Raw genomic sequence first — 17,647 nt, forward strand, 5'->3', positions numbered from 1 at the left:
GGAGAAACAGCCCATGCTCGTTACCATTTGTCAGAGCATCGTACGACAGGCCCGGCGTCATCCGCTCCATGTCGGGCTCAACGTGGCCGGCCTCGCTCTCGGGATCGGCGTGTTCCTGACGCTCGCCCTGCTGGTCCGTTATGAATATCGCTACAATGCCGGCCTGCCGGACGTCGATCGGCTGGTCCGGGTCGACGAGCACTGGACCCTTCCCGGCAGCGCGCCGAGCGAGACCGGCGACACCAGCTTTCGCGCCCTGCCGTTCCTGCGCGAGGATTTTCCGGAAATCGAGGACGCCGTCCGCCTGACGGGCACCGACCTGCGGACCGAAAGGGCGGGCATATTCAGCACCTACGTGTCCTATTTGACCGATCCCTCTTTTTTCCGCGTCTTCAAGGTGAAGCTGCTGCACGGTTCGCCGGACGACGCCTTGTCGAAGCCCGACGGGCTGGTGCTGTCGCAAGGCGCCGCGCTCAGGCTGTTCGGGACGACGGACGTCCTGGCGCGGACCGTCACGGTGAATCGCAACGGAACGAAGACGGTTCACACGGTCAGCGGCGTTTTGGCCACGCCGGAGGGTCCCGGCTTTTTGTCGAACGTGGACATGCTGGCACCGATCCCCGCACAGGAGGCGCAGACTCGCGCCTGCTACCGCTATTGGGGAAGCTCCTGCGGCGAGATCTATCTGAAACTGCGCCGGCCGGGCGATCTCGCGGCGATGAACGCGCGGCTGCGCGATTTCGTCGTCCGTCGTGCCGCCGGGCCGGGCGACGACCAGGCGTCCCTCGGCGCGCATCCGGACAAAATCTACGCGCTGTCGCTCGTCCCGCTGCGAGAGGCGCGTTTCCACGATCTGACGGTGGAAGACGTGGATGACGGCGTCGATCGGAACGTCGTCGACAGCATCGGACTGATCGGGGTTCTGGCGCTCGGGCTCGCCTGCGCCAATGCGGTCAACCTCGCCACGGCACGGTCCGCCTTTCGCGCCCGCGAGGTCGCGATACGCAAAACGCTGGGCGCCGCAAGGCATGGCCTCTTCGCCCAGTTCATGGGAGAGGCGCTGCTGATCGCCGCGATCGCCGGATTGTCGGGCCTCGCATTCTGCGAGGTCATGACGCCGATCATGGCCAGCCTGACCGGAGAGGCCATCGGGGTGCAGTACGGCTTCGTGCTCGCCATGCTGCCGCTCGTCGTCCTGGTCACCGGCCTGGCAAGCGGCTGCCACCCGGCGGCTGTTCTATCCGCCTACCATCCGGCGACCATCCTGGCGGCGGCACGGACGCCGTCCGGCGGACGCGGCGCCGCGCGGTTGCGCAGCGCGCTCGTGCTCGCGCAATTCGCCATCGCGGTCACGATCGTCATCTGCACGCTCGTCATCGACCGGCAAACGGCGTTCATGCGGGACGCCGATCGCGGCTATGTCCGGTCCGGCCTGCTGATCGGCCAGGAAATACCGTCGCGGGATGCCGGGCTCCAGCGCAGGATGTTCGACACGCTGCGCGCCGTTCCCGGCGTGGCGGCGATCACCATCGGGCAGTTGCAGCCGCGGCCGAACAGCGAGTGGCGTTCGACATACAGCTACACGGGGCCGACCGGGAAAAGCGACGTGCAGCTTCTTTTCGATCGCGTCGGTCCCGGCTATCTCGCGACCTATCGCCCCCGCATCCTGGCCGGACGCTGGTTCGATACGGCGCATGGACAGGACGACGCGCCCGCGGATGGCGCCCTCGGGAACGACGGGGGTCGCGTCAATGTCGTCATCAACGCGCGTGCCGCCGCGAAATTCGGCTTTGCCTCGCCAGGGGACGCCGTCGGCAAGGTTCTGCAGAAAGGCGGCATGCAGGCCGCGGTCGTCGGCGTCATCGACGATCTGCGTTTCGGTTCGCCGCGCGCGCCCGTCTATCCGGAAATCATCTATTTCGGCACACTCTCCAAAACGCCCTTCGATAACCCGATCCCGGCGGTCCGTTTCCAAGGCGTGACGGAATCCGAAATGGCCCGGCGCCTGAACCGCGCCTGGGCCGGCATTCTTCCCGACATCGCCAGCGATTTCCAATCGGCGGACGCGCGGACCGATGCGTTCTACAAAGGCGACGAGCGCCGGGGCCATGTCTTTACGTTGGGGGCGGCGGCGGCGATGCTGATCGCGTGCCTCGGGCTCTACAGCCTGGCCGCGTTCGCCGCCGTGCGGCGTACCCATGAGATCGGCATCCGCAAGACAATGGGCGCGACCGGGCGGCAGATCGTGGTCCTGCTGCTCCGCGACCTGCTTCGCCCGGTCATGCTCTCCTGCCTTGTCGCCTGTCCGGTCGCATGGATCGCCATGCGCTCCTGGCTGTCCGGATTCGACCAGCGCATCGCGCTCGATCCGGTCTATTTCCTGCTTGCCGTGGCCGGTGCGCTCCTGGTCGCGGTGCTGACCGTGCTGGGGCAGACGCTCCGCGTCGCCCGCGCCGAACCGGCCCGCGCCCTGAGGGCGGACTGACGGCAGCCACGGCAAGACGGGAAACCGCGATCCGCCTATTCCGCTGTTCCCGCCAGGCAGCGCGCGAACGCGGCGGAATCGTCGGGCCGATAGACCCGCGCATAATCCACCTGCATGGTCGTGGGATTGGGCGTCCGATTGATCGGCCACCCGCCGCCCAGCGCCAGGTTGATCAGGAACATCAGCGGGCGTTTATGTTCCGGCGGCGTCGGGCTGCGCCAGACCTCCCGGCGGTCGAGGTAGAAGATCGTCTGCGCCGGCGCGACCAGCACGCCGTAGGTGTGGAAACGCGCGACCAGCGTCCCGGGATCGCCCGGGGCGGTAATCACCGTGCCCCAGCCCCCGTCCCGCGCAGCCGTACGGCCGTGCCAGACATGGATCGTCGCGTGGTATTTCCCGGGAAACTGCCCGTAATATTCCATCATATCGATTTCGACCGTCTGCAGCGGCCAGTCCTTCGGCGTGCTCTCGTTCAGCCAGATGCCCGGCCAGGTGCCCGGACCGGGCGGCAGCTTCGTGCGCGTCTCGAAATAGCCGTACATCGTGGCGAAGCCGCCACCGACTCCGTCCGCCGACGCGATCAGACCCGACGTCCAGGCCCCCGCCGCGTCCCGGCGCGCGGTAATCGACAGCACCCCGCCATGGACCGAAAAAGCCGATCCCGGACCGGGATCGGTAAAACGCGCATCACCGAAATCGCCGGCCCAGGGCGTGTGCGTAATCCAGCGCCGGCCATCCAGCCTCCACGCCGCAAGGCTCAGCGTGTCGAATTCATCGTCGAAGACCGGCTGCTGGCCGCACAGTGCCGGCGCAGGTGCCCCCCCGGCGCCGGCCGCCCATGCCGGCGATGCCACGCCGGGGCAGGACAGGCCCGCGCAATACAGCGCGGCGCAGACGATCCACGCGATAGTCCCTGGCTGCTTCCCGGTCATGGCGTCCCCTTGCGGTTTTCGTTTCGCTGATCCGCCGGCGGGCACGGGACGGCCGCGCCTGCCGAAGCGCATGAAAAACCCGTGCCCCGCCGTTACGGCATGGGGGCGGGGCCCTTGACGATCTCCGCCAGATCCCCCGGCCGAATCCAGGTGCGGAAGGCCGCCTGCACCGCCCCCGCCGTCATGCCGTAATAGGCTTTCGCCGCCAGGTCCGGCGTGTCCATGGGCAGGCCCAGCCCGATCAGGTGCAAATCCTCGGATGCGATCGAATCCAGGCTGGCCCGCGCCAGCGGCAGCCCGCGCAGCAGCGATGCCTTGGCCAGGGTCAGTTCGGCGTCGGACACGGGCTGGGCCTGCATGGCGGCGACGTCGCGGATGGCGGCATCGCGCGCCTTGCCGACCTTGTCCGGGTCGGCGCCGAAGCTGATGCTGTATCCGCCGCGATTGCGCGACCAGGAAAAATGGCTGCTGACCGAATAGACATAGCCCGTCCTGACCCGCAAATCGCGATAGAGCCGCGACGAAAATCCGTCGCCCAGGATCGCGTTGCCCACGCCCAGCGCGAAATGCGCCGGGTTGCTGGCGGTCAGGCCCAGGCTCTCGGCCAGGACCGCCGTGTCCTGCACGCTGGTGCGGTCGGGCACCTGGGTGCGCGACGCCCGGCTGTCCGGCCGGCGCGGCAGATCCACCGCCGGCGTCGGACCTGCCGGCCGCGTCCAGGCGCCGAAGGTCCGTCCAACCACCGCGCGCGCCTGCTCGGGCGTCACGTCGCCGGCCACCACGATCGTGGTCAGGTCGGGGCGATAGGCCGCCTGGTAGAAACCCCGCACATCGGCCAGGCGCAGCCCCATGACATGGCGCGGGTCGGGCTGGCGCAGGCTCGGGTCGTCCGCGGGCGACACCGCCAGCTTCACCGCCCGGCCGAACAGGTAATCCGGCGTCTGCAACAGCCCGGCATAGGATTGCGCGGTCTGCATCCGCACCACCTGGAAGGCCCGCTCGGGAAAGGCCGGATGCAGTTCGTTATCCGCCAGCAACTGCATGCCGCGTTCGAAATCCGGGCTCAGCACCGCCAGGCTGAAGCCGGGGCCGGCGCTTTCGGTCGCCGCGATATCGTCCAGCGCCTTCTGGAAGGCCAGCCGGTCCAGCGATTGCGTGCCATAGCCGAACAGGTCGTCGGTAATCGCCGCCACCCCCTTCTGGCCTTTCGGCTCTTGCATGTCGGCATCCTGCCGCACCTGGCCATAGACCTGCACCGTGTGGCTGACATGCGCCGGATGGACGATCAGCCGCAGCCCGTTGGGATAGGTGAACACGCTGGGTACGCCCACCGGCGGCGGCAGGGTCAGCGTCGCCAGCGCCGCATGCGCCCAGTCCGGCAACGTCACCGGATGGTCGGGAACGGCGGCGAAGGATTCCGATCCGCCGAAACCCTTGCCGGCGATCGGCTTGCCCGAATCCTCGGGGGTCAGCAGGGCGGTGACGGCACGGTCGGGGGCCAGGATCCGCCGCGCAAGGCGGTCGACGTCGTCCACCGTCACGCGCCGCAGCGCCGCCCCCAGCGCGTCGGGCGACTCCAGCCCCATCACCGCCAGCGCCTCGGACCAGGTCTCGGCCAGACCGCTGATGCTGTTGGCCGAGAAGCCCAGCTGCGCCAGTTCCTTGCGCCGCGCGGCCTCGACCAGTTCGGGCGGGACGCCCTTCCGGCGGATCTCGGCCAGGATCGCGTTCACCTCGGCCAGCAGCGGGGTGGGGTCCGTCGCCTTCGGATAGGCCGCGACCGCGATCCCCATCCCGGCCTCCGCCTTCGGCGCATATTCGAACCCGGCAAACAGCGCCTTGCCCGCCGGCACCAGGCCGTACAGCGCGCCGCGCTGGCTGCTCAGCACGTCGGACAGGATCTGCGCCGCGGCATAATCGGCGGCGGTCGCGCCGGGCATGCGCCACGCCACGGTCAGCAGCCCCACCGGATAATCGGTCGGGAAATGCAGGGTCTGCGCCGTCACCGGCCCGGGCCGCACCGCGCTGCGCGCCGGCAGGTCGCGGCGCGGAATGTCGCCGAACGCGGCGCGCGCCTCGGCGATGGCATGCGCCGGGTCCACATCGCCCGCAATGACCAGGATGGCGTTGTTGGGCGCGTACCATTTCTCATAGAACGCGCGCAGCAGCCCCGCATCCGTCTTGTCGAAGGACGGGCGCGTGCCCAGCGCGTCATGCGCGTAGGGCGTGCCGGCGAACAGGATCGCCTGCAGGCGCGACAGATACTGGTAGCTGGGGCTGGACAGGTCGCGTGCGACCTCCTGCTCGATCGCTCCGCGCTCCTTCTCCCAGTCCGCGGGCGCCAGGCTCAGCCCGCGCATGCGCAGCGCCTCGATCCGCAGCATCACGCCCAGATCCTCGGCCGGCGCGGTATAGAAATACTGGGTGACGTTCTCGGTGGTGTCGGCATTGTAGCTGCCGCCCAACTGCGCGCCGATGGCCGCCAACTGGTCCTTGTCCAGTCCCGCGCTGCCGCGGAACATCATATGTTCCAGCGCGTGCGCCGTGCCGGGAAAACCCTGCGGCGCCTCGCTGGATCCGACCAGGTAGTTGATCTCCGTCGTCACCACCGGGGCCAGCCGGTCGCGGATCACCACCACGCGCAGCCCGTTGGGCAACGTCGCGCGCACGGCGGCGTCCGTCGGGGCTGCATCCACCGGAGCTGCATCCCCTGGGGCTGCATCCATCCGGGTCGCCGCGGGCGCTTTGTCCGGCCGGGCAGGGCCGGGCGGCGCGGCATGCGCCGGATCCGACGGCGGGGACGCGGCCAGCAGGGCCAGGGAAAGGCTTAACGCGGTGGTGGCCAAACGGGCGGTCATGATGCGCTGGGTACTCCTCGATGGCCCCGACAGCCTAGACCCGCGCGGCCTCCCTGAAAACCATGGCTGAAAACCATGACTGAAAACCATGGCTGCCGCCTTCGGTCGCTGTCGTGATACCCTCGTCCTGCCGGATCATCCCGGCGTGCGGAACGACGCGGAACGAAAGGACACGCCATGACCAATCCTCTGCCCGTCGCGGGCATGGCCGAACGCGTGGCCGGCGTGGTCAGGGGCGCGGTGGCGCGGGCGCGGCTGGTGGGCGCGGTGGTGCTGGTCTCGGTCGACGGCGCGCCGGTCGTCAGGTGCAGCGCCGGCCTGGCGGATCGCGACGCGGGGTCCGAGATGCGGCCCGACACGCCGATGCGCCTGGCCTCGCTGACCAAGCCGGTGGTGACCGCGCTGGCCCTGGCGCTGGCCGAACAGGGCCGCCTGACGCTCGACGATCCGGTCACGCGCTTCCTGCCCGATTTCCGGCCGCCTTGCGCCGACGGCTCGGTCCCGGTCATCACCCTGCGCCATCTGCTGACCCATACGGCGGGCCTGTCCTACGGCTTCGCCTTCCCGCGCAACGACAATCCCTATGCGCGCGCCGGGGTGTCGGACGGCATCGCCCAGCCGGGCATGGCGCTCGCGGACAATCTGGCCCGGCTGGCCTCGGTGCCCCTGCTGTTCGCGCCGGGGCAGGGCTGGGCCTATTCGCTGGCGCTGGACGTCGTCGGCGGGGTGCTGGAACGGGTGGGCGACGCCGGCCTGCCCGACCTGGTGCAGCGCCATATCGGCGCGAAGCTGGGCTGGACACGCAGCGGATTTTCGGTGCCCGGCACCGCCGGCCTGGCCGCCGCCTATGCCGATGCGCGCCCGGCGCCCGTCGCGATGGGCGCGCATTACGTCATGCCGCGCATCCTGCCCGACGGCGGCACCAGCGAAATCGTCTTCGCCCCCGACCGGGTGCGCGATGCCGCCTCCTATCCGTCCGGCGGCGCCGGCATGGTCGGCACCGCCGAGGAATTCCTGCGTTTCCTCGAAGCCCTGCGGACGGGCGGCGGCCCGATCCTCTCGGCGGCCAGCGCCGCCCTGTTCAGCCAAAACGCCATCGGCGACCTGCCGATGGGCCCGCTCGACCAGGGCATGCGCTTCGCCGTCGGCGCCGCCCTGGTGGACGACCCGGCCCGCGCGCGCAGCCCGCTCTCGCGCGGCGCCTTCACCTGGGGCGGCGTCTACGGCCATCAATGGATCGTCGATCCCGACCGCGCCACCACGATCGTGATGATGAGCAACACCGCGCTGGCCGGCATGGCCGGCGCCTACCCCGATGCAGTGCGCGACGCGGTCTACGGCGTATAGGGACAGGGGCGGAGACACCCCCACCCCGCCGCCCCCGTTATTCCTGATCCGGGGCCGACGCCGCATTCAACTGGATATAGCGTTCGATGCCGATCTGCCGGATCAGGTCGAACTGCCGGTCCAGGAAATCCACATGCTCTTCCTCATTGTCCAGGATCTTCAACAGCAGATCGCGTGACACATAGTCCCGCACCGACTCGCAATAGGCGATCCCGTCGCGCAGATCCTGCAGCGCCTTCTCCTCCAATTTCAGGTCGCATTGCAGGATCTCCTCGACCGACTGCCCGACCAGGATCGTATTCAGCCGCTGCACGTTCGGCAGTCCGCCCAGGAACAGGATCCGCTCGATCAGCCAGTCGGCATGGCGCATCTCCTCGATCGACTCGTCATATTCATGCTTGCCCAGCCTGGTGACGCCCCAGTGGCGCAGGGTGCGGGCATGCAGGAAATACTGGTTGATCGCCGTCAGCTCGTTGGTCAGCTGGGTGTTCAGATGGTCGATGACTTGCGGATCCTTGATCATCGCGACTCCTTGTGCGCTGCGGGCGGGGGCCCGGCCCTATCGATCGGCCCTATCGATCGGCCTCGCCGATTGGCCCCGTCGATCGGACAGACTCCCCCGGACGCGTAAAGTTGCCCGCCGGCCGCCCGCGGCGCCAGTGGCGGATCGCCCCTTCGTCCGGGATGTTAAGAATGATATTGCGAATCATTATCACTTATGGTTGAAGCAGCAGGCACAGAAATGGGACCTTCCATGTTTGTCTGCTCTTGCAACATGCTGACCGACCGCGATCTGCACGATGCCGTTGCCGGGGGCGCCACCCGCCCGGGCGAAATCTATGCCGCCAAGGGCTGCCGCGCGCAGTGCGGCAATTGCGTACCGGGCGTGCTGTGCCTGCTGCGCCGGGCCATCCAGGCACGCGCCGAAGCAGACCTCGCGGACCTGGCTCCCGCAACCTGACCGTGAAACCCGACCACGCATCCCCGGACTCCACGGCCAAAAGGGGATGCGGTCGCGACGCACCCTTGATACAAGGGCCCCATGTCTCTTGGTGATCGCGTCAATCAGTTCGATGGCTGGCTGCTGGACAGGGTCTTCCAGCCTTTCGCCGACCGCCTGCCCGAATCCCTGTCCGCAATGGCCCTGGGCATGAGCTTCCAGTTCGGCGCCATCATGCTGTCGGCGGCGTCGATCGTGGCGATGATCGTCATCGGCCACATGTCGCTCAGCGACGCCATGTTCAACGTGCTGGTCTGGTGCCTCGGCCTGGCCTTCTATACCGGCATCAACCGGGTCCGGCCGCTGGTGCGCCCCGGCCATCTCAATCCGCTGCGGGTGATGCTGGCCGGCATGCGGCCGCTGTCGATCCCGTTCGCCGTCTATGCGATCTACCAGGGCGCGACCGCCCCGCCGCATTTCGAGATCGCGCTGTGGTTCAATTCGCTGGCGAATATCATCTTCGTCGCCGGGATCTACCTGATCTCGTGCGAGATCCGCCCCCCGGGCCACCGCCAGGCCGCCCGCGCACGCTTCGGCCGCATGCAGGAACAGGGCTCGCTCTAGATTAGCCGGCGACCCCTTGCAGGCCCGAGGGGCGCGCCTCTGATCGGCCGTCGCCGACTCAGCCCCTGGGCGGCATCCAGCGATCGCCGGCATGGCGCGAATGGGCGACGAAGAAACCCAGCATCACGCCGATCGCCCCGGCCAGCGCCGCCATCCGCCACCCGGCTCCTGCCAGCACGATGGCCGCAGGCCCGATCGCCAGCCCGATTGCGACACAGGTCAGGCTCTCGCGCCAGGTCGGGCCGAAATGGCGCTCGGCCCCGCAATGGGGGCAGGCTTCCACGGTGCCCCGGACGGGCCGGTGGCAGAGCGGGCATTGCGCGATGCTGCTGGCGACGGGCTGAAGGCTCATGAATCGGGGCTCACGACAATCGGGGGCCAGGGCGGGGACCTGGGCGGGGGCCAGGGTGGGGCCAGGACGGCGCGCTCACTGATGCTCGGATTCGGCGATGCGCTGTTCGGCCGCCATGCGCCAGGGCGCGTCGGCGGGCGCGGCATCCAGCGCGCGGCGGAACAGCACGGCACTTTCGGGCGAGACATGGCCGTCCGCCAAGGTCTGCGCCTCGGCGGCCCGCGCCGCAACCTCCGGGATGAACTGGATCGCGGTCGCCGCCCGCCAGGCCGAAGCCGCGTCGGCATAATGGCCGCGTGCGGCCTCGGCCTGGCCCAGCAGCAGATAGCCCTGGAAACGGTTCGGATCGTCCGGCGCCATGCGCGCCAGCCCGGCACGCAATTGCGTCAGCAGGGTCTCGTCGCGCCTGTCCTGCGCGTGCAGCGCCGCCAGGCGCGGCGCCAGCGGCTGCGCGGGCAGCGACGGATGGCCGCACAGCAGGTACAGCCCGGTCGCCGACGCCGGGATCAGCAGCAGCGCCACCGCCAGCACCGGCGCGGGAATGCGCTGCCCGGAAGCGCGGGGCCGCGCCGCATCGCTGGCCAGCAGCCGGCGCTGGATCTCCAGCGCCGCGCCCGCATGCTCGGTTTCGGCGATCAGCCCGTCCTGCCGGTCCCGGTCCAGCTCGACCAGTTGCGCCCGATGCAGCATCAGCGCGGAATCCCGCTCGTCGCGCACCCCCGCGCGGCGGAAGATCGTCAGCGACGGCAGCAGCACCGCGGCGCTCAGCAAGACAATACCAATCCAGATCATGCCAATCTCAGCGCGCTTCAGTCAGGTCGGTCAGCCGCGCCCGCTCGGCATCGCTCAGCGGGGCAGGGGCGGGGCGGCGGCGGAAGGACAGGGCGGCCACGATCCCCCCCACTAGCAGCGCCAGCACCGGCATGGCCCACAGCAGCGCCGTGCCGACGGTCAGCGGCGGCCGCAGCCGGATGAAATTGCCATAGCGCCCGACCATCCAGTCGATGACCTGCCGGTTCGTCTCGCCCTTCAGCACGTGCTGGCGCACCACGTGGCGCAGGTCGCGCGCCAGGCCGGCGCTGCTGTCCTCGATGGATTCGTTCTGGCAGACCAGGCAGCGCAGTTGCGACCCGATCGCCTCGGCCCGCGCTTCCTGGCGCGGATCGGGCAGCATCTCCGACGGATCGTCCACCGCCGCCGCCGCCAGCGGCGACAGGATGGACAGGACGGCCAGGGCGAACGCCAGCCGGCGCATCCGCGCCCTCATCGGCGCAGCCCGGCGGCCAGCGGCAGCAGCGTGTCGCGGATCGTCCCGTCATCCAGCGCCGCCGCGTTATGCCAGCGGATCACCCCGCCCGGCCCGATCAGATAGGATTCCGGTACCCCCGACACCCCCCAATCGATGGCCGTCAGGCCCGGCAGGTCGCTGGCGATCCGCGTATAGGGATTGCCGGCCCGGCGCACGAAACCTGCCGCATCCTCGGGCTTGTCCTTGTACGCGATGCCCCAGATCGGCAGCCGCGCCTTCAGCAGGTTCAGCGCGGGCATCTCCGCGACACAGGGAATGCACCAGGACGCAAAGAAATTCACCAGCACCGGCGCCGTCAGGGCGCGCAGGTCGGCCGCCCCGAAACCCTGGCCCGGCGCCTGGTCGGGCAGGGCGAAATCCGGCACCGGCCGGTTCAGCACCGGCGCGTGGATGTCGTGCGGATCGAACGAGCCCCGGCTCATACCCGACAGCATGCGCCAGAACGCGACGCCGGCCAGGCCGGCCCCGGCCAGCGGCGCCGCCATCAGCAGCCGCCGCCGCGCGATCCCGGCCCCTTCCGCCGCGCCGCTCATTGCGCGGCCACCATCGCGGGGGCGGCGGCGCGGCGCGGCGCGCCGACGCGGACCCGGCGGTCCGACAGCGACAGCGCCCCGCCCAGCGCCATGATCAACCCGCCCAGCCACATCCACGGCGCCAGCGGGTTGTAATGCAGCCGCAGCACATAGGTCGGATCGGCATCGCTGCCATGCCGGTCGCCCAGCACGCCGTACAGGTCGGACATCAGGTTGGTATGGATCGACACTTCGGTGGTCGTCTGGTTCTGGCTGGCGAAAGTCCGCTTGGACGGATGCAGCACCGTCACCAGCCGGCCGGCATGCCGTACCTCGATGGTCGCGATCAGCGCCGTATAGTTCGGTCCCGGCGCGGCCCGCACCGCCGTCAGGGTCCAGGCATCGCCCGCCAGCATCTCGGTCTGGCCCACCCGCACTTCCACGATCCTGTGCTGCGCCTGCGACATCGCCGCCAGCCCCAGCACGCTGACCCCGACCCCCGCATGGGCCAGCGCCGCGCCCAGCGCCGCCCGCGGCAGCAGCCGCGCGCGCTGCAGGCTGGCCGCCGGCGGCAGGCGGAACAGCCGGATGCGCTCGGCGATGTCGGCGACGCTGGCAGCGATCACCCACACCGCCCCCGTGGCGGCCAGCAGCGGCAGCACGTCGCCGATCCGCCAGGCCAGCAGGACGAACGCGGCCAGCATCGCCACGCCCGCCCACCACAGCCGCCGCAGGACCGGCCAGAGCTGCGCGCGCTTCCACGGCATCATCGGGCCGAACCCCATGAAGGCCAGAAGCGGGATCGTCAGCGGCACCGTCGTGGCGTCGAAGAACGGCTTGCCGACCGAAATCGTCCTGCCGAACAGCAGCGACATGAAGGGCGGATACATCGTCCCCGTCAGCACCACCGCGCAGATCGAGCAGAGCAGGATGTTGTTCACCACCAGCAGCCCCTCGCGCGAGACGGGGGCGAACAGCCCGCCCGCGACCAGCGACGGCGCCCGCACGGCGAACAGCAGCAGCGACCCGCCGATCACCAGCGCCAGCAGCCCCAGGATGAACACCCCGCGCGCCGGGTCGTTGGCAAAGGCATGGACCGAATTCAGGATGCCCGACCGCACCAGGAACGTGCCGGACAGCGAGAACGAGAAGGTGCCGATCGCCAGCAGCACGGTCCAGATCTTCAGCGCCTCGCGCTTCTCGACCACGATGGCCGAATGCACCAGCGCGGTGCCCGTCAGCCACGGGATCAGCGACGCGTTCTCCACCGGGTCCCAGAACCAGTACCCGCCCCAGCCCAGCACGTAGTACGACCACCACGACCCCAGCGCGATGCCGCAGGTCAGGAAGCACCAGGCCGCCACCGCCCAGGGCCGCACCCAGCGTCCCCACGCGGCATCCACCCGCCCCTCGATCAGGGCCGCGACGGCGAAGGCGAAGGGCACGGCGAACCCGACATAGCCGGTGTAGAGAATCGGCGGATGGAACGCCAGGCCGGGGTCCTGCAGCAGCGGGTTCATCCCCTGGCCGTCCAGCGGCGCCGGCCAGACCCGGTCGAACGGATTGGACGTCGTCAGGCAGAAAAGCTGGAACCCCGCCGACACCCCGCCCAGCACCGCGATCACCCGCGCCCGCAGGGCCGACGGCAGGTTGCGCCCGAACAGGGCGACCGCCCCGCCGCAGATCCCCAGGATCAGGGCCCAGAGCAGGATCGACCCCTCATGGTTCCCCCACACGCCGGTAATCTTGTACAGCAGCGGCTTGGCGACCGCGCTGTTGGCCGCCACGTTCTGCACCGAAAAATCGTCGCTGATCGCCGCATCGACCAGGCAGGCGAAGGAAAAGCCCAGCGCCAGCAACTGCCCTACCGCCAGCGCGGGCGCCAGCGCCATCAGCCGCGCATCGCGCCGCTGCGCTCCCACCAGCGGCAGCACCGCCTGGCCGCCCGCCAGGCAGCAGGCCAGCGCCAGCGCGAAATTTCCCAGTTCCGGATTCATGATCGGTCAGCTTCCATGCGGCCGCGGCGCGTCGTCCTTGCGCGCGTCGCTCACGGTCATGCCGTTCCAGCTTGCCGCGTCGGGCGGCCGGCCATAGCGCGGGTCCCATTTGCCGCTGCGGCGCAGGGCCTCGGCGACTTCCTTGGGCATATAGGTCTCGTCGTGCTTGGCCAGTACCTCGCTGGCGCGGAACGACCCGTCGCGCGCCACGCTGCCCACCGCCACCACGCTCTGCCCCTCGCGGAACAGATCGGGCAGGATGCCTTCATAGCGCACGGTCACCGCCGCCTGCCCGTCGGTCACGTCGAACAGCGCGACCGGCGTGTCGCGCACCGTCTGGCGCCGCACCGACCCCGCCACCACCATGCCGCCCAGCCGGATCGTCCGGTCGGGCGGCGGCGGGCGGACACGCACCTGCGACGGCGCCATGAAGAAGACGATATTGGACGAAAACGCGTTCAGGGTCAGCGCGGTCGCCGTCCCCAGCCCGACCAGGCAGGCGCCCACCAGCCACAGCCGCCGGCTCTTGCGGGTCATGGCGCGCCCCCGTCACGGGCCTCGTCACGGGAAAAGGACGCGCTGCGCCGTCCGCGCGCGGCCGCGTCCAGGCCGGCCAGCCGCGCCTTGGCCCGGCGCAGCCGCAGCGCGGCATTGCCGCCCAGCAGGACCGCCAGCCCCAGGGCCAGCCCATAGGACGCGGCGATATAGGGCAGGTGGGTCATGCCATCGCTCCGTCCAGGTCTACCCGGCCGGGCGTGCCGCTCTCCGGCATGTCGCTCTCTGGCATGTTGCTCCGGCCGCGGCGGCTGGCCAGGGCAGCGCGCACGCGGCTTTCCATCACCGCGGCGCGCAGCCGCGCCACCACGATGGCGGCGAATCCCAGCGTAAAGCCCAGCGTGCAGACCAGCAGCGGCCACAGCATCGCCAGCGACATGGTCGGCGCGCCGGTCAGGGTAATGCTGTCGGGCTGGTGCAGCGTGTTCCACCATTGCACGCTGAATTTGATGATCGGCAGGTCGATCGCGCCCGCCAGGCCCAGGATCGCCGCCGCGCGATAGCCGCGCTGCGGCTCGTCGAACGCGCGGATCAGCGCGATATGGCCCAGATACAGGAAAAACAGCACCAGCACCGAGGTCAGGCGGGCATCCCATACCCACCAGGCGCCCCACATCGGCTTGCCCCACAACGACCCGGTGGCCAGGCAGACGGCGGTCACCGCGGCGCCCACCGGCCCGATCTCCACCGCCGCCAGGTCCGCCAGCGGGTGGCGCCACACCAGCGACAGCAGCGAACAGACCGCCAGCGCCATATAGCCCGACGAGGCCAGCCACGCCGCCGGCACATGCACGTACATGATGCGCACGCTGTCGCCCTGCTGCCAGTCGGCGGGCGAGAAGAACAGCCCCCAGACGATGCCGGCCGCCGACAGCGCCAGCGCCGGCCAGGTCAGCCAGGGCTGCAGGCGCGCGCCCAGCCGGAGAAACCGCCCCGGATTGGCATAGCGATGGAAGAAATTGCCCGTGCGTGCGGTCAGGCTCTGCGTGGCGTTCAAGACGATCCTGTTCCCTCCACGTCCCGCGGAAGGCTCCTGTCGTTGCGTCCGTCTTGCGACGGGGTGGGGGCGTTTCGCTCCCCGCTCCTACACCATCATGCGACGAAAGGCACGGGCTCTGCCGATCATGGCAGATTGTTCATATACCGGACGGCCTTATATGATCGCCTTATAATGTCGAGCGTTTGGTCCCGGCCGGCTTTCCCGGCCGAGATTGGACTGAAAGGGTCTTCCATGCTTTTCGCGATCATCTGCACCGACAAGCCGGGCGCGCTGGACACGCGCATGGCCACCCGGCCGCAGCATCTGGCCTATCTGCAGGCCTATCAGGAGCGCATCCTCCAGGCCGGCCCGCTGCTCGGCCTCGACGGCCGCCCCTGCGGCAGCCTGCTGCTGGTCGATGTCGAGGACCGCGCCGCCGCCGAGGGCTTCGCCGCCAGCGATCCCTACGCCAAGGCCGACGTGTTCGAAAGCGTGGTGATCCGCGCCTTCCGCGCCGTGTTCCGCGACGGCGCGCTGGTGGAATAGGCGCGATGGCATATTGGCTGGTCAAGTCCGAGCCCGACGCGTTTTCCTGGGACCAGCAGGTCGCCAACAAGGTCGAGCCCTGGACCGGCGTGCGCAATTACCAGGCCAGGCGCAACATGATGGACATGCGCCTGGGCGATCGCGCCTTCTTCTATCATTCGAATATCGGCAAGGAGATCGTGGGCGTGGTGGAAATCGTCCGCGAAGCCTATCCGGACCCCACGTCCGGCGAATCCGCGTCCCCCGAGTCCGCGTCGGCCGGGTCCGCGTCGGCCAAGTCCGCGACCAAGGGCGGCGGCTGGATCTGCGTCGATGTGCGCGCGGTCGGGCCGATGCCCCGCCCCGTCACCCTGGCGGCGATCAAGGCCGATCCGGCGCTGGCCGACCTGGCCCTGGTCCGCCAGTCGCGCCTGTCGGTGGTGCCGGTGTCCGACGCGCACTGGGCGCACCTGTGCCGGATGGGCGGCTGGACCGCCGGCTGACGGCGCGCCCTCCCGAAGGCGCGGCCGGTCAGGGCTGGCCGGCCGCCCCCTCGGCGCTGGGCGCGTCATAGCCGCGTCCCGGCTGTCCGGCATAGGTCGAATACATGAAGGACGCGTTATAGGGCGGGGCCACCGGCGCGTTGAACTTCACCGGCACCCCGAACAGGCTGAAATGCGACGGCACATTGTTGGCCTCGCGCGGCGTCTGCCTGGCCTCGATCGACGGCAGGCCGGGCCCCCCGGTTGCGGTCACGCGCGGGCTGAAGGACTGGGCGGTCACGTCCTCGTCCTGCACCACCTGATAGCCGTCGGGCGGCGGCGGCGCGGGCGGGTTGTCCGGATCGACGGTGGGGTCGGGCCTGGCCGCCGCCCTGGCCGCCGCATTGTCGCCAAGGATCGGGTGTACCGTCGTGTCCTGCGCCGGCGCGGCCTTGTGATGGTGGGATGCCGCCCGGGCCGCGACCGCCGGGCCGGCCGCCAGCAGCGCCGCGGCGGCCAGCAGGGGCGCCAGGCGCGGGCGCCCGGGGCGCCGTGTGGCTATCATCGGGTCCATTCGGATCTCCTTGCATGCGGCCGTATGTAAAGGGCGGTCGTCTCCCCCAGGTCAACGTATGTCCGGGTCAACCTAATGTCTCGTCAACGCATGTCTCGTCGGACCAGGGCCGCGTCCCCAGCGGGCGGCGCGGCCATGTCGTCCCTGCAATCACAACCATATACGGCGTGACGGCGCATTTGCGAGAGGGGTAATATGGACGTACAGGCAGGTTTCGCTCCGATTGGCGGGGCATTGTGGATCCGCCGCCACGCCATGCCGGCGGGCGGCGCCCGGGCGCGGACGCGGCCGGATGCGGGCAGGAGGAACGGGGAATGACCAATCGAACCGGGGGTGAGATCGCCCCGCTGGTGCTGGACGCCTCGGCCATCGCCGAATTGCAGAGCGCGCTGGAGCGCGTCGAATCGGGCCGCGGCGTGCTGGTGCGCCTCGCCGACCTGATGGGCGGGGCGGTGGGGCAGGCGGCCCGGCTTGGCCTGCGCGGCCTGGGCATGGCCCCCACGGTGCAGGCCAAGCTGAAGGGCATCGCCGAGGCCGCGATCTCGCGCGCCTTCGACGTCGCTATCACGGGCATGCGCGACTCGGCTCAGCCCCCGTCCTTGTCTCCGGCTCCATCCTCGGCCCCATCCCCAGCCCCGTCCTGGCGCGACCCGGCCATCCAGGCGGCGGTGGCCGTCTCCGGCGCGGTGGGCGGTTTCGCCGGCCTGCCCGGCCTGGTGCCCGACATCACCTTCACCACCCTGACCATCATGCGCGAAATCGCCCGCATCGCGCGGGAGGAAGGGGAAAGCCTCTCCGATCCCGACACCCATCGCGCCTGTCTCGAAGTGTTCGCCCTGCGCGCCTTCCCGGTCGGGGCGGCGGACGAGGAAAGCGAACTGGGCTATTTCTCGGCCCGCGCCATGCTGCGCGGCCGCCCGGTGGTCATGTTGGTGTCCGAGGTCGCGACCCATTACGGGCTGGGCCTGTCGCGCAAATTCGCGGTGCAGATGATGCCGGTGGCCGGCGCGCTGTGCGGCGCCTCGCTGAACGCCGCCTTCCTGTCGCATTACCGCGCCCTGGCCCGGGCGCATTTCACCATCCGGCGGCTGGAACGCGAACACGGGCCTGAGGTCCGGCGCACCGCCGAACACCTCAAGGCCAACATGACCAGCGCCAGTTTCTGAGGCGCGGGGC

The 17,647-nt window shown here is 69.9% G+C and carries 19 protein-coding genes; 7 read left to right on the forward strand and 12 right to left on the reverse strand.

Features of this window, described 5'->3' with window-relative positions:
• Positions 1 to 13: 13 nt before the first annotated feature.
• Complete coding sequence (locus AAC691_RS20055; protein WP_342628232.1) at positions 14 to 2,485, forward strand: ABC transporter permease; 2,472 nt, start codon at positions 14 to 16, stop codon at positions 2,483 to 2,485.
• Positions 2,486 to 2,520: 35 nt separating this feature from the next.
• Here the strand turns inward: AAC691_RS20055 and AAC691_RS20060 are convergent, their stop codons facing one another.
• Positions 2,521 to 3,417: a glycoside hydrolase family 16 protein gene (locus tag AAC691_RS20060; protein ID WP_342628233.1), complete on the reverse strand. Its 897-nt coding sequence runs from the start codon at positions 3,415 to 3,417 to the stop codon at positions 2,521 to 2,523.
• A gap of 92 nt (positions 3,418 to 3,509) precedes the next feature.
• A complete protein-coding gene (locus AAC691_RS20065; protein WP_408906027.1) occupies positions 3,510 to 6,275 on the reverse strand; it encodes a M16 family metallopeptidase in 2,766 nt (921 codons plus the stop codon).
• A gap of 177 nt (positions 6,276 to 6,452) precedes the next feature.
• On the opposite strand from AAC691_RS20065, the gene AAC691_RS20070 reads away from it, so the two are divergent.
• A complete protein-coding gene (locus AAC691_RS20070; RefSeq protein WP_342628234.1) occupies positions 6,453 to 7,622 on the forward strand; it encodes a serine hydrolase domain-containing protein in 1,170 nt (389 codons plus the stop codon).
• 37 nt (positions 7,623 to 7,659) lie between these two features.
• Here AAC691_RS20070 and bfr read toward each other — a convergent pair whose 3' ends face one another.
• Positions 7,660 to 8,145, reverse strand: a complete 486-nt coding sequence (gene bfr, locus AAC691_RS20075) for a bacterioferritin (RefSeq protein ID WP_176641078.1) — start codon at positions 8,143 to 8,145, stop codon at positions 7,660 to 7,662.
• Positions 8,146 to 8,376: 231 nt separating this feature from the next.
• On the opposite strand from bfr, the gene AAC691_RS20080 reads away from it, so the two are divergent.
• Positions 8,377 to 8,583: a bacterioferritin-associated ferredoxin gene (locus tag AAC691_RS20080; RefSeq protein WP_176641079.1), complete on the forward strand. Its 207-nt coding sequence runs from the start codon at positions 8,377 to 8,379 to the stop codon at positions 8,581 to 8,583.
• 81 nt (positions 8,584 to 8,664) lie between these two features.
• Complete coding sequence (locus AAC691_RS20085) at positions 8,665 to 9,186, forward strand: hypothetical protein (RefSeq protein WP_176641080.1); 522 nt, start codon at positions 8,665 to 8,667, stop codon at positions 9,184 to 9,186.
• A gap of 58 nt (positions 9,187 to 9,244) precedes the next feature.
• Here AAC691_RS20085 and AAC691_RS20090 read toward each other — a convergent pair whose 3' ends face one another.
• The 8 genes from AAC691_RS20090 to AAC691_RS20125 form a co-directional block, all read right to left on the reverse strand.
• The gene (locus AAC691_RS20090; RefSeq protein ID WP_342628235.1) at positions 9,245 to 9,538 is read right to left on the reverse strand and encodes a hypothetical protein; all 294 of its coding nucleotides are present in this window, start codon (positions 9,536 to 9,538) and stop codon (positions 9,245 to 9,247) included.
• Between the two features lie 75 nt (positions 9,539 to 9,613).
• A complete protein-coding gene (ccmI, locus tag AAC691_RS20095; protein ID WP_342628236.1) occupies positions 9,614 to 10,330 on the reverse strand; it encodes a c-type cytochrome biogenesis protein CcmI in 717 nt (238 codons plus the stop codon).
• A gap of 7 nt (positions 10,331 to 10,337) precedes the next feature.
• The gene (locus tag AAC691_RS20100; RefSeq protein ID WP_342628237.1) at positions 10,338 to 10,793 is read right to left on the reverse strand and encodes a cytochrome c-type biogenesis protein; all 456 of its coding nucleotides are present in this window, start codon (positions 10,791 to 10,793) and stop codon (positions 10,338 to 10,340) included.
• Positions 10,794 to 10,801: 8 nt separating this feature from the next.
• Positions 10,802 to 11,380 carry a redoxin domain-containing protein gene (locus AAC691_RS20105; RefSeq protein ID WP_342628238.1) on the reverse strand — a complete coding sequence of 193 codons (579 nt, stop codon included), beginning with the start codon at positions 11,378 to 11,380 and terminating at the stop codon, positions 10,802 to 10,804.
• Positions 11,377 to 13,356, reverse strand: coding sequence for a heme lyase CcmF/NrfE family subunit (locus tag AAC691_RS20110; protein ID WP_342628239.1), 1,980 nt, complete (start codon positions 13,354 to 13,356; stop codon positions 11,377 to 11,379). The genes AAC691_RS20105 and AAC691_RS20110 overlap by 4 nt, the downstream gene beginning before the upstream one ends.
• 6 nt (positions 13,357 to 13,362) lie before the next feature.
• Positions 13,363 to 13,893, reverse strand: coding sequence for a cytochrome c maturation protein CcmE (ccmE, locus tag AAC691_RS20115; RefSeq protein WP_323990350.1), 531 nt, complete (start codon positions 13,891 to 13,893; stop codon positions 13,363 to 13,365).
• Positions 13,890 to 14,078 carry a hypothetical protein gene (locus AAC691_RS20120; protein WP_323990351.1) on the reverse strand — a complete coding sequence of 63 codons (189 nt, stop codon included), beginning with the start codon at positions 14,076 to 14,078 and terminating at the stop codon, positions 13,890 to 13,892. Before AAC691_RS20120 ends, ccmE begins: the two co-directional genes overlap by 4 nt.
• Positions 14,075 to 14,908, reverse strand: a complete 834-nt coding sequence (locus tag AAC691_RS20125; RefSeq protein ID WP_342628240.1) for a heme ABC transporter permease — start codon at positions 14,906 to 14,908, stop codon at positions 14,075 to 14,077. Before AAC691_RS20125 ends, AAC691_RS20120 begins: the two co-directional genes overlap by 4 nt.
• 234 nt (positions 14,909 to 15,142) lie before the next feature.
• Here AAC691_RS20125 and AAC691_RS20130 point away from each other — a divergent pair, with 234 nt between their 5' ends.
• On the forward strand, positions 15,143 to 15,436 hold the full coding sequence (locus AAC691_RS20130; RefSeq protein WP_176641600.1) for a YciI family protein: 294 nt from the start codon (positions 15,143 to 15,145) through the stop codon (positions 15,434 to 15,436).
• A 5-nt stretch (positions 15,437 to 15,441) separates the two neighbouring features.
• The gene (locus tag AAC691_RS20135) at positions 15,442 to 15,918 is read left to right on the forward strand and encodes an EVE domain-containing protein (RefSeq protein WP_342628241.1); all 477 of its coding nucleotides are present in this window, start codon (positions 15,442 to 15,444) and stop codon (positions 15,916 to 15,918) included.
• A gap of 28 nt (positions 15,919 to 15,946) precedes the next feature.
• Here the strand turns inward: AAC691_RS20135 and AAC691_RS20140 are convergent, their stop codons facing one another.
• A complete protein-coding gene (locus AAC691_RS20140) occupies positions 15,947 to 16,471 on the reverse strand; it encodes a hypothetical protein (RefSeq protein WP_323990354.1) in 525 nt (174 codons plus the stop codon).
• A gap of 314 nt (positions 16,472 to 16,785) precedes the next feature.
• Here AAC691_RS20140 and AAC691_RS20145 point away from each other — a divergent pair, with 314 nt between their 5' ends.
• Positions 16,786 to 17,637 (forward strand): EcsC family protein, encoded by an 852-nt coding sequence (locus AAC691_RS20145; protein ID WP_323990355.1) that lies wholly within the window; start codon positions 16,786 to 16,788, stop codon positions 17,635 to 17,637.
• Positions 17,638 to 17,647 lie beyond the last annotated feature (10 nt).

This window comes from Nguyenibacter vanlangensis (assembly GCF_038719015.1).
Lineage (GTDB): Bacteria > Pseudomonadota > Alphaproteobacteria > Acetobacterales > Acetobacteraceae > Gluconacetobacter > Gluconacetobacter vanlangensis.

Excerpts from the sequence above, each read along its gene's own strand:
- AAC691_RS20055 (WP_342628232.1), top strand. The coding sequence starts at position 14 with ATGCTCGTTACCATTTGTCAGAGCATCGTACGACAGGCCCGGCGTCAT.
- AAC691_RS20060 (WP_342628233.1), bottom strand. The coding sequence starts at position 3,417 with ATGACCGGGAAGCAGCCAGGGACTATCGCGTGGATCGTCTGCGCCGCG.
- AAC691_RS20065 (WP_408906027.1), bottom strand. The coding sequence starts at position 6,275 with ATGACCGCCCGTTTGGCCACCACCGCGTTAAGCCTTTCCCTGGCCCTG.
- AAC691_RS20070 (WP_342628234.1), top strand. The coding sequence starts at position 6,453 with ATGACCAATCCTCTGCCCGTCGCGGGCATGGCCGAACGCGTGGCCGGC.
- bfr (WP_176641078.1), bottom strand. The coding sequence starts at position 8,145 with ATGATCAAGGATCCGCAAGTCATCGACCATCTGAACACCCAGCTGACC.
- AAC691_RS20080 (WP_176641079.1), top strand. The coding sequence starts at position 8,377 with ATGTTTGTCTGCTCTTGCAACATGCTGACCGACCGCGATCTGCACGAT.
- AAC691_RS20085 (WP_176641080.1), top strand. The coding sequence starts at position 8,665 with ATGTCTCTTGGTGATCGCGTCAATCAGTTCGATGGCTGGCTGCTGGAC.
- AAC691_RS20090 (WP_342628235.1), bottom strand. The coding sequence starts at position 9,538 with ATGAGCCTTCAGCCCGTCGCCAGCAGCATCGCGCAATGCCCGCTCTGC.
- ccmI (WP_342628236.1), bottom strand. The coding sequence starts at position 10,330 with ATGATCTGGATTGGTATTGTCTTGCTGAGCGCCGCGGTGCTGCTGCCG.
- AAC691_RS20100 (WP_342628237.1), bottom strand. The coding sequence starts at position 10,793 with ATGCGCCGGCTGGCGTTCGCCCTGGCCGTCCTGTCCATCCTGTCGCCG.
- AAC691_RS20105 (WP_342628238.1), bottom strand. The coding sequence starts at position 11,380 with ATGAGCGGCGCGGCGGAAGGGGCCGGGATCGCGCGGCGGCGGCTGCTG.
- AAC691_RS20110 (WP_342628239.1), bottom strand. The coding sequence starts at position 13,356 with ATGAATCCGGAACTGGGAAATTTCGCGCTGGCGCTGGCCTGCTGCCTG.
- ccmE (WP_323990350.1), bottom strand. The coding sequence starts at position 13,893 with ATGACCCGCAAGAGCCGGCGGCTGTGGCTGGTGGGCGCCTGCCTGGTC.
- AAC691_RS20120 (WP_323990351.1), bottom strand. The coding sequence starts at position 14,078 with ATGACCCACCTGCCCTATATCGCCGCGTCCTATGGGCTGGCCCTGGGG.
- AAC691_RS20130 (WP_176641600.1), top strand. The coding sequence starts at position 15,143 with ATGCTTTTCGCGATCATCTGCACCGACAAGCCGGGCGCGCTGGACACG.
- AAC691_RS20135 (WP_342628241.1), top strand. The coding sequence starts at position 15,442 with ATGGCATATTGGCTGGTCAAGTCCGAGCCCGACGCGTTTTCCTGGGAC.
- AAC691_RS20140 (WP_323990354.1), bottom strand. The coding sequence starts at position 16,471 with ATGGACCCGATGATAGCCACACGGCGCCCCGGGCGCCCGCGCCTGGCG.
- AAC691_RS20145 (WP_323990355.1), top strand. The coding sequence starts at position 16,786 with ATGACCAATCGAACCGGGGGTGAGATCGCCCCGCTGGTGCTGGACGCC.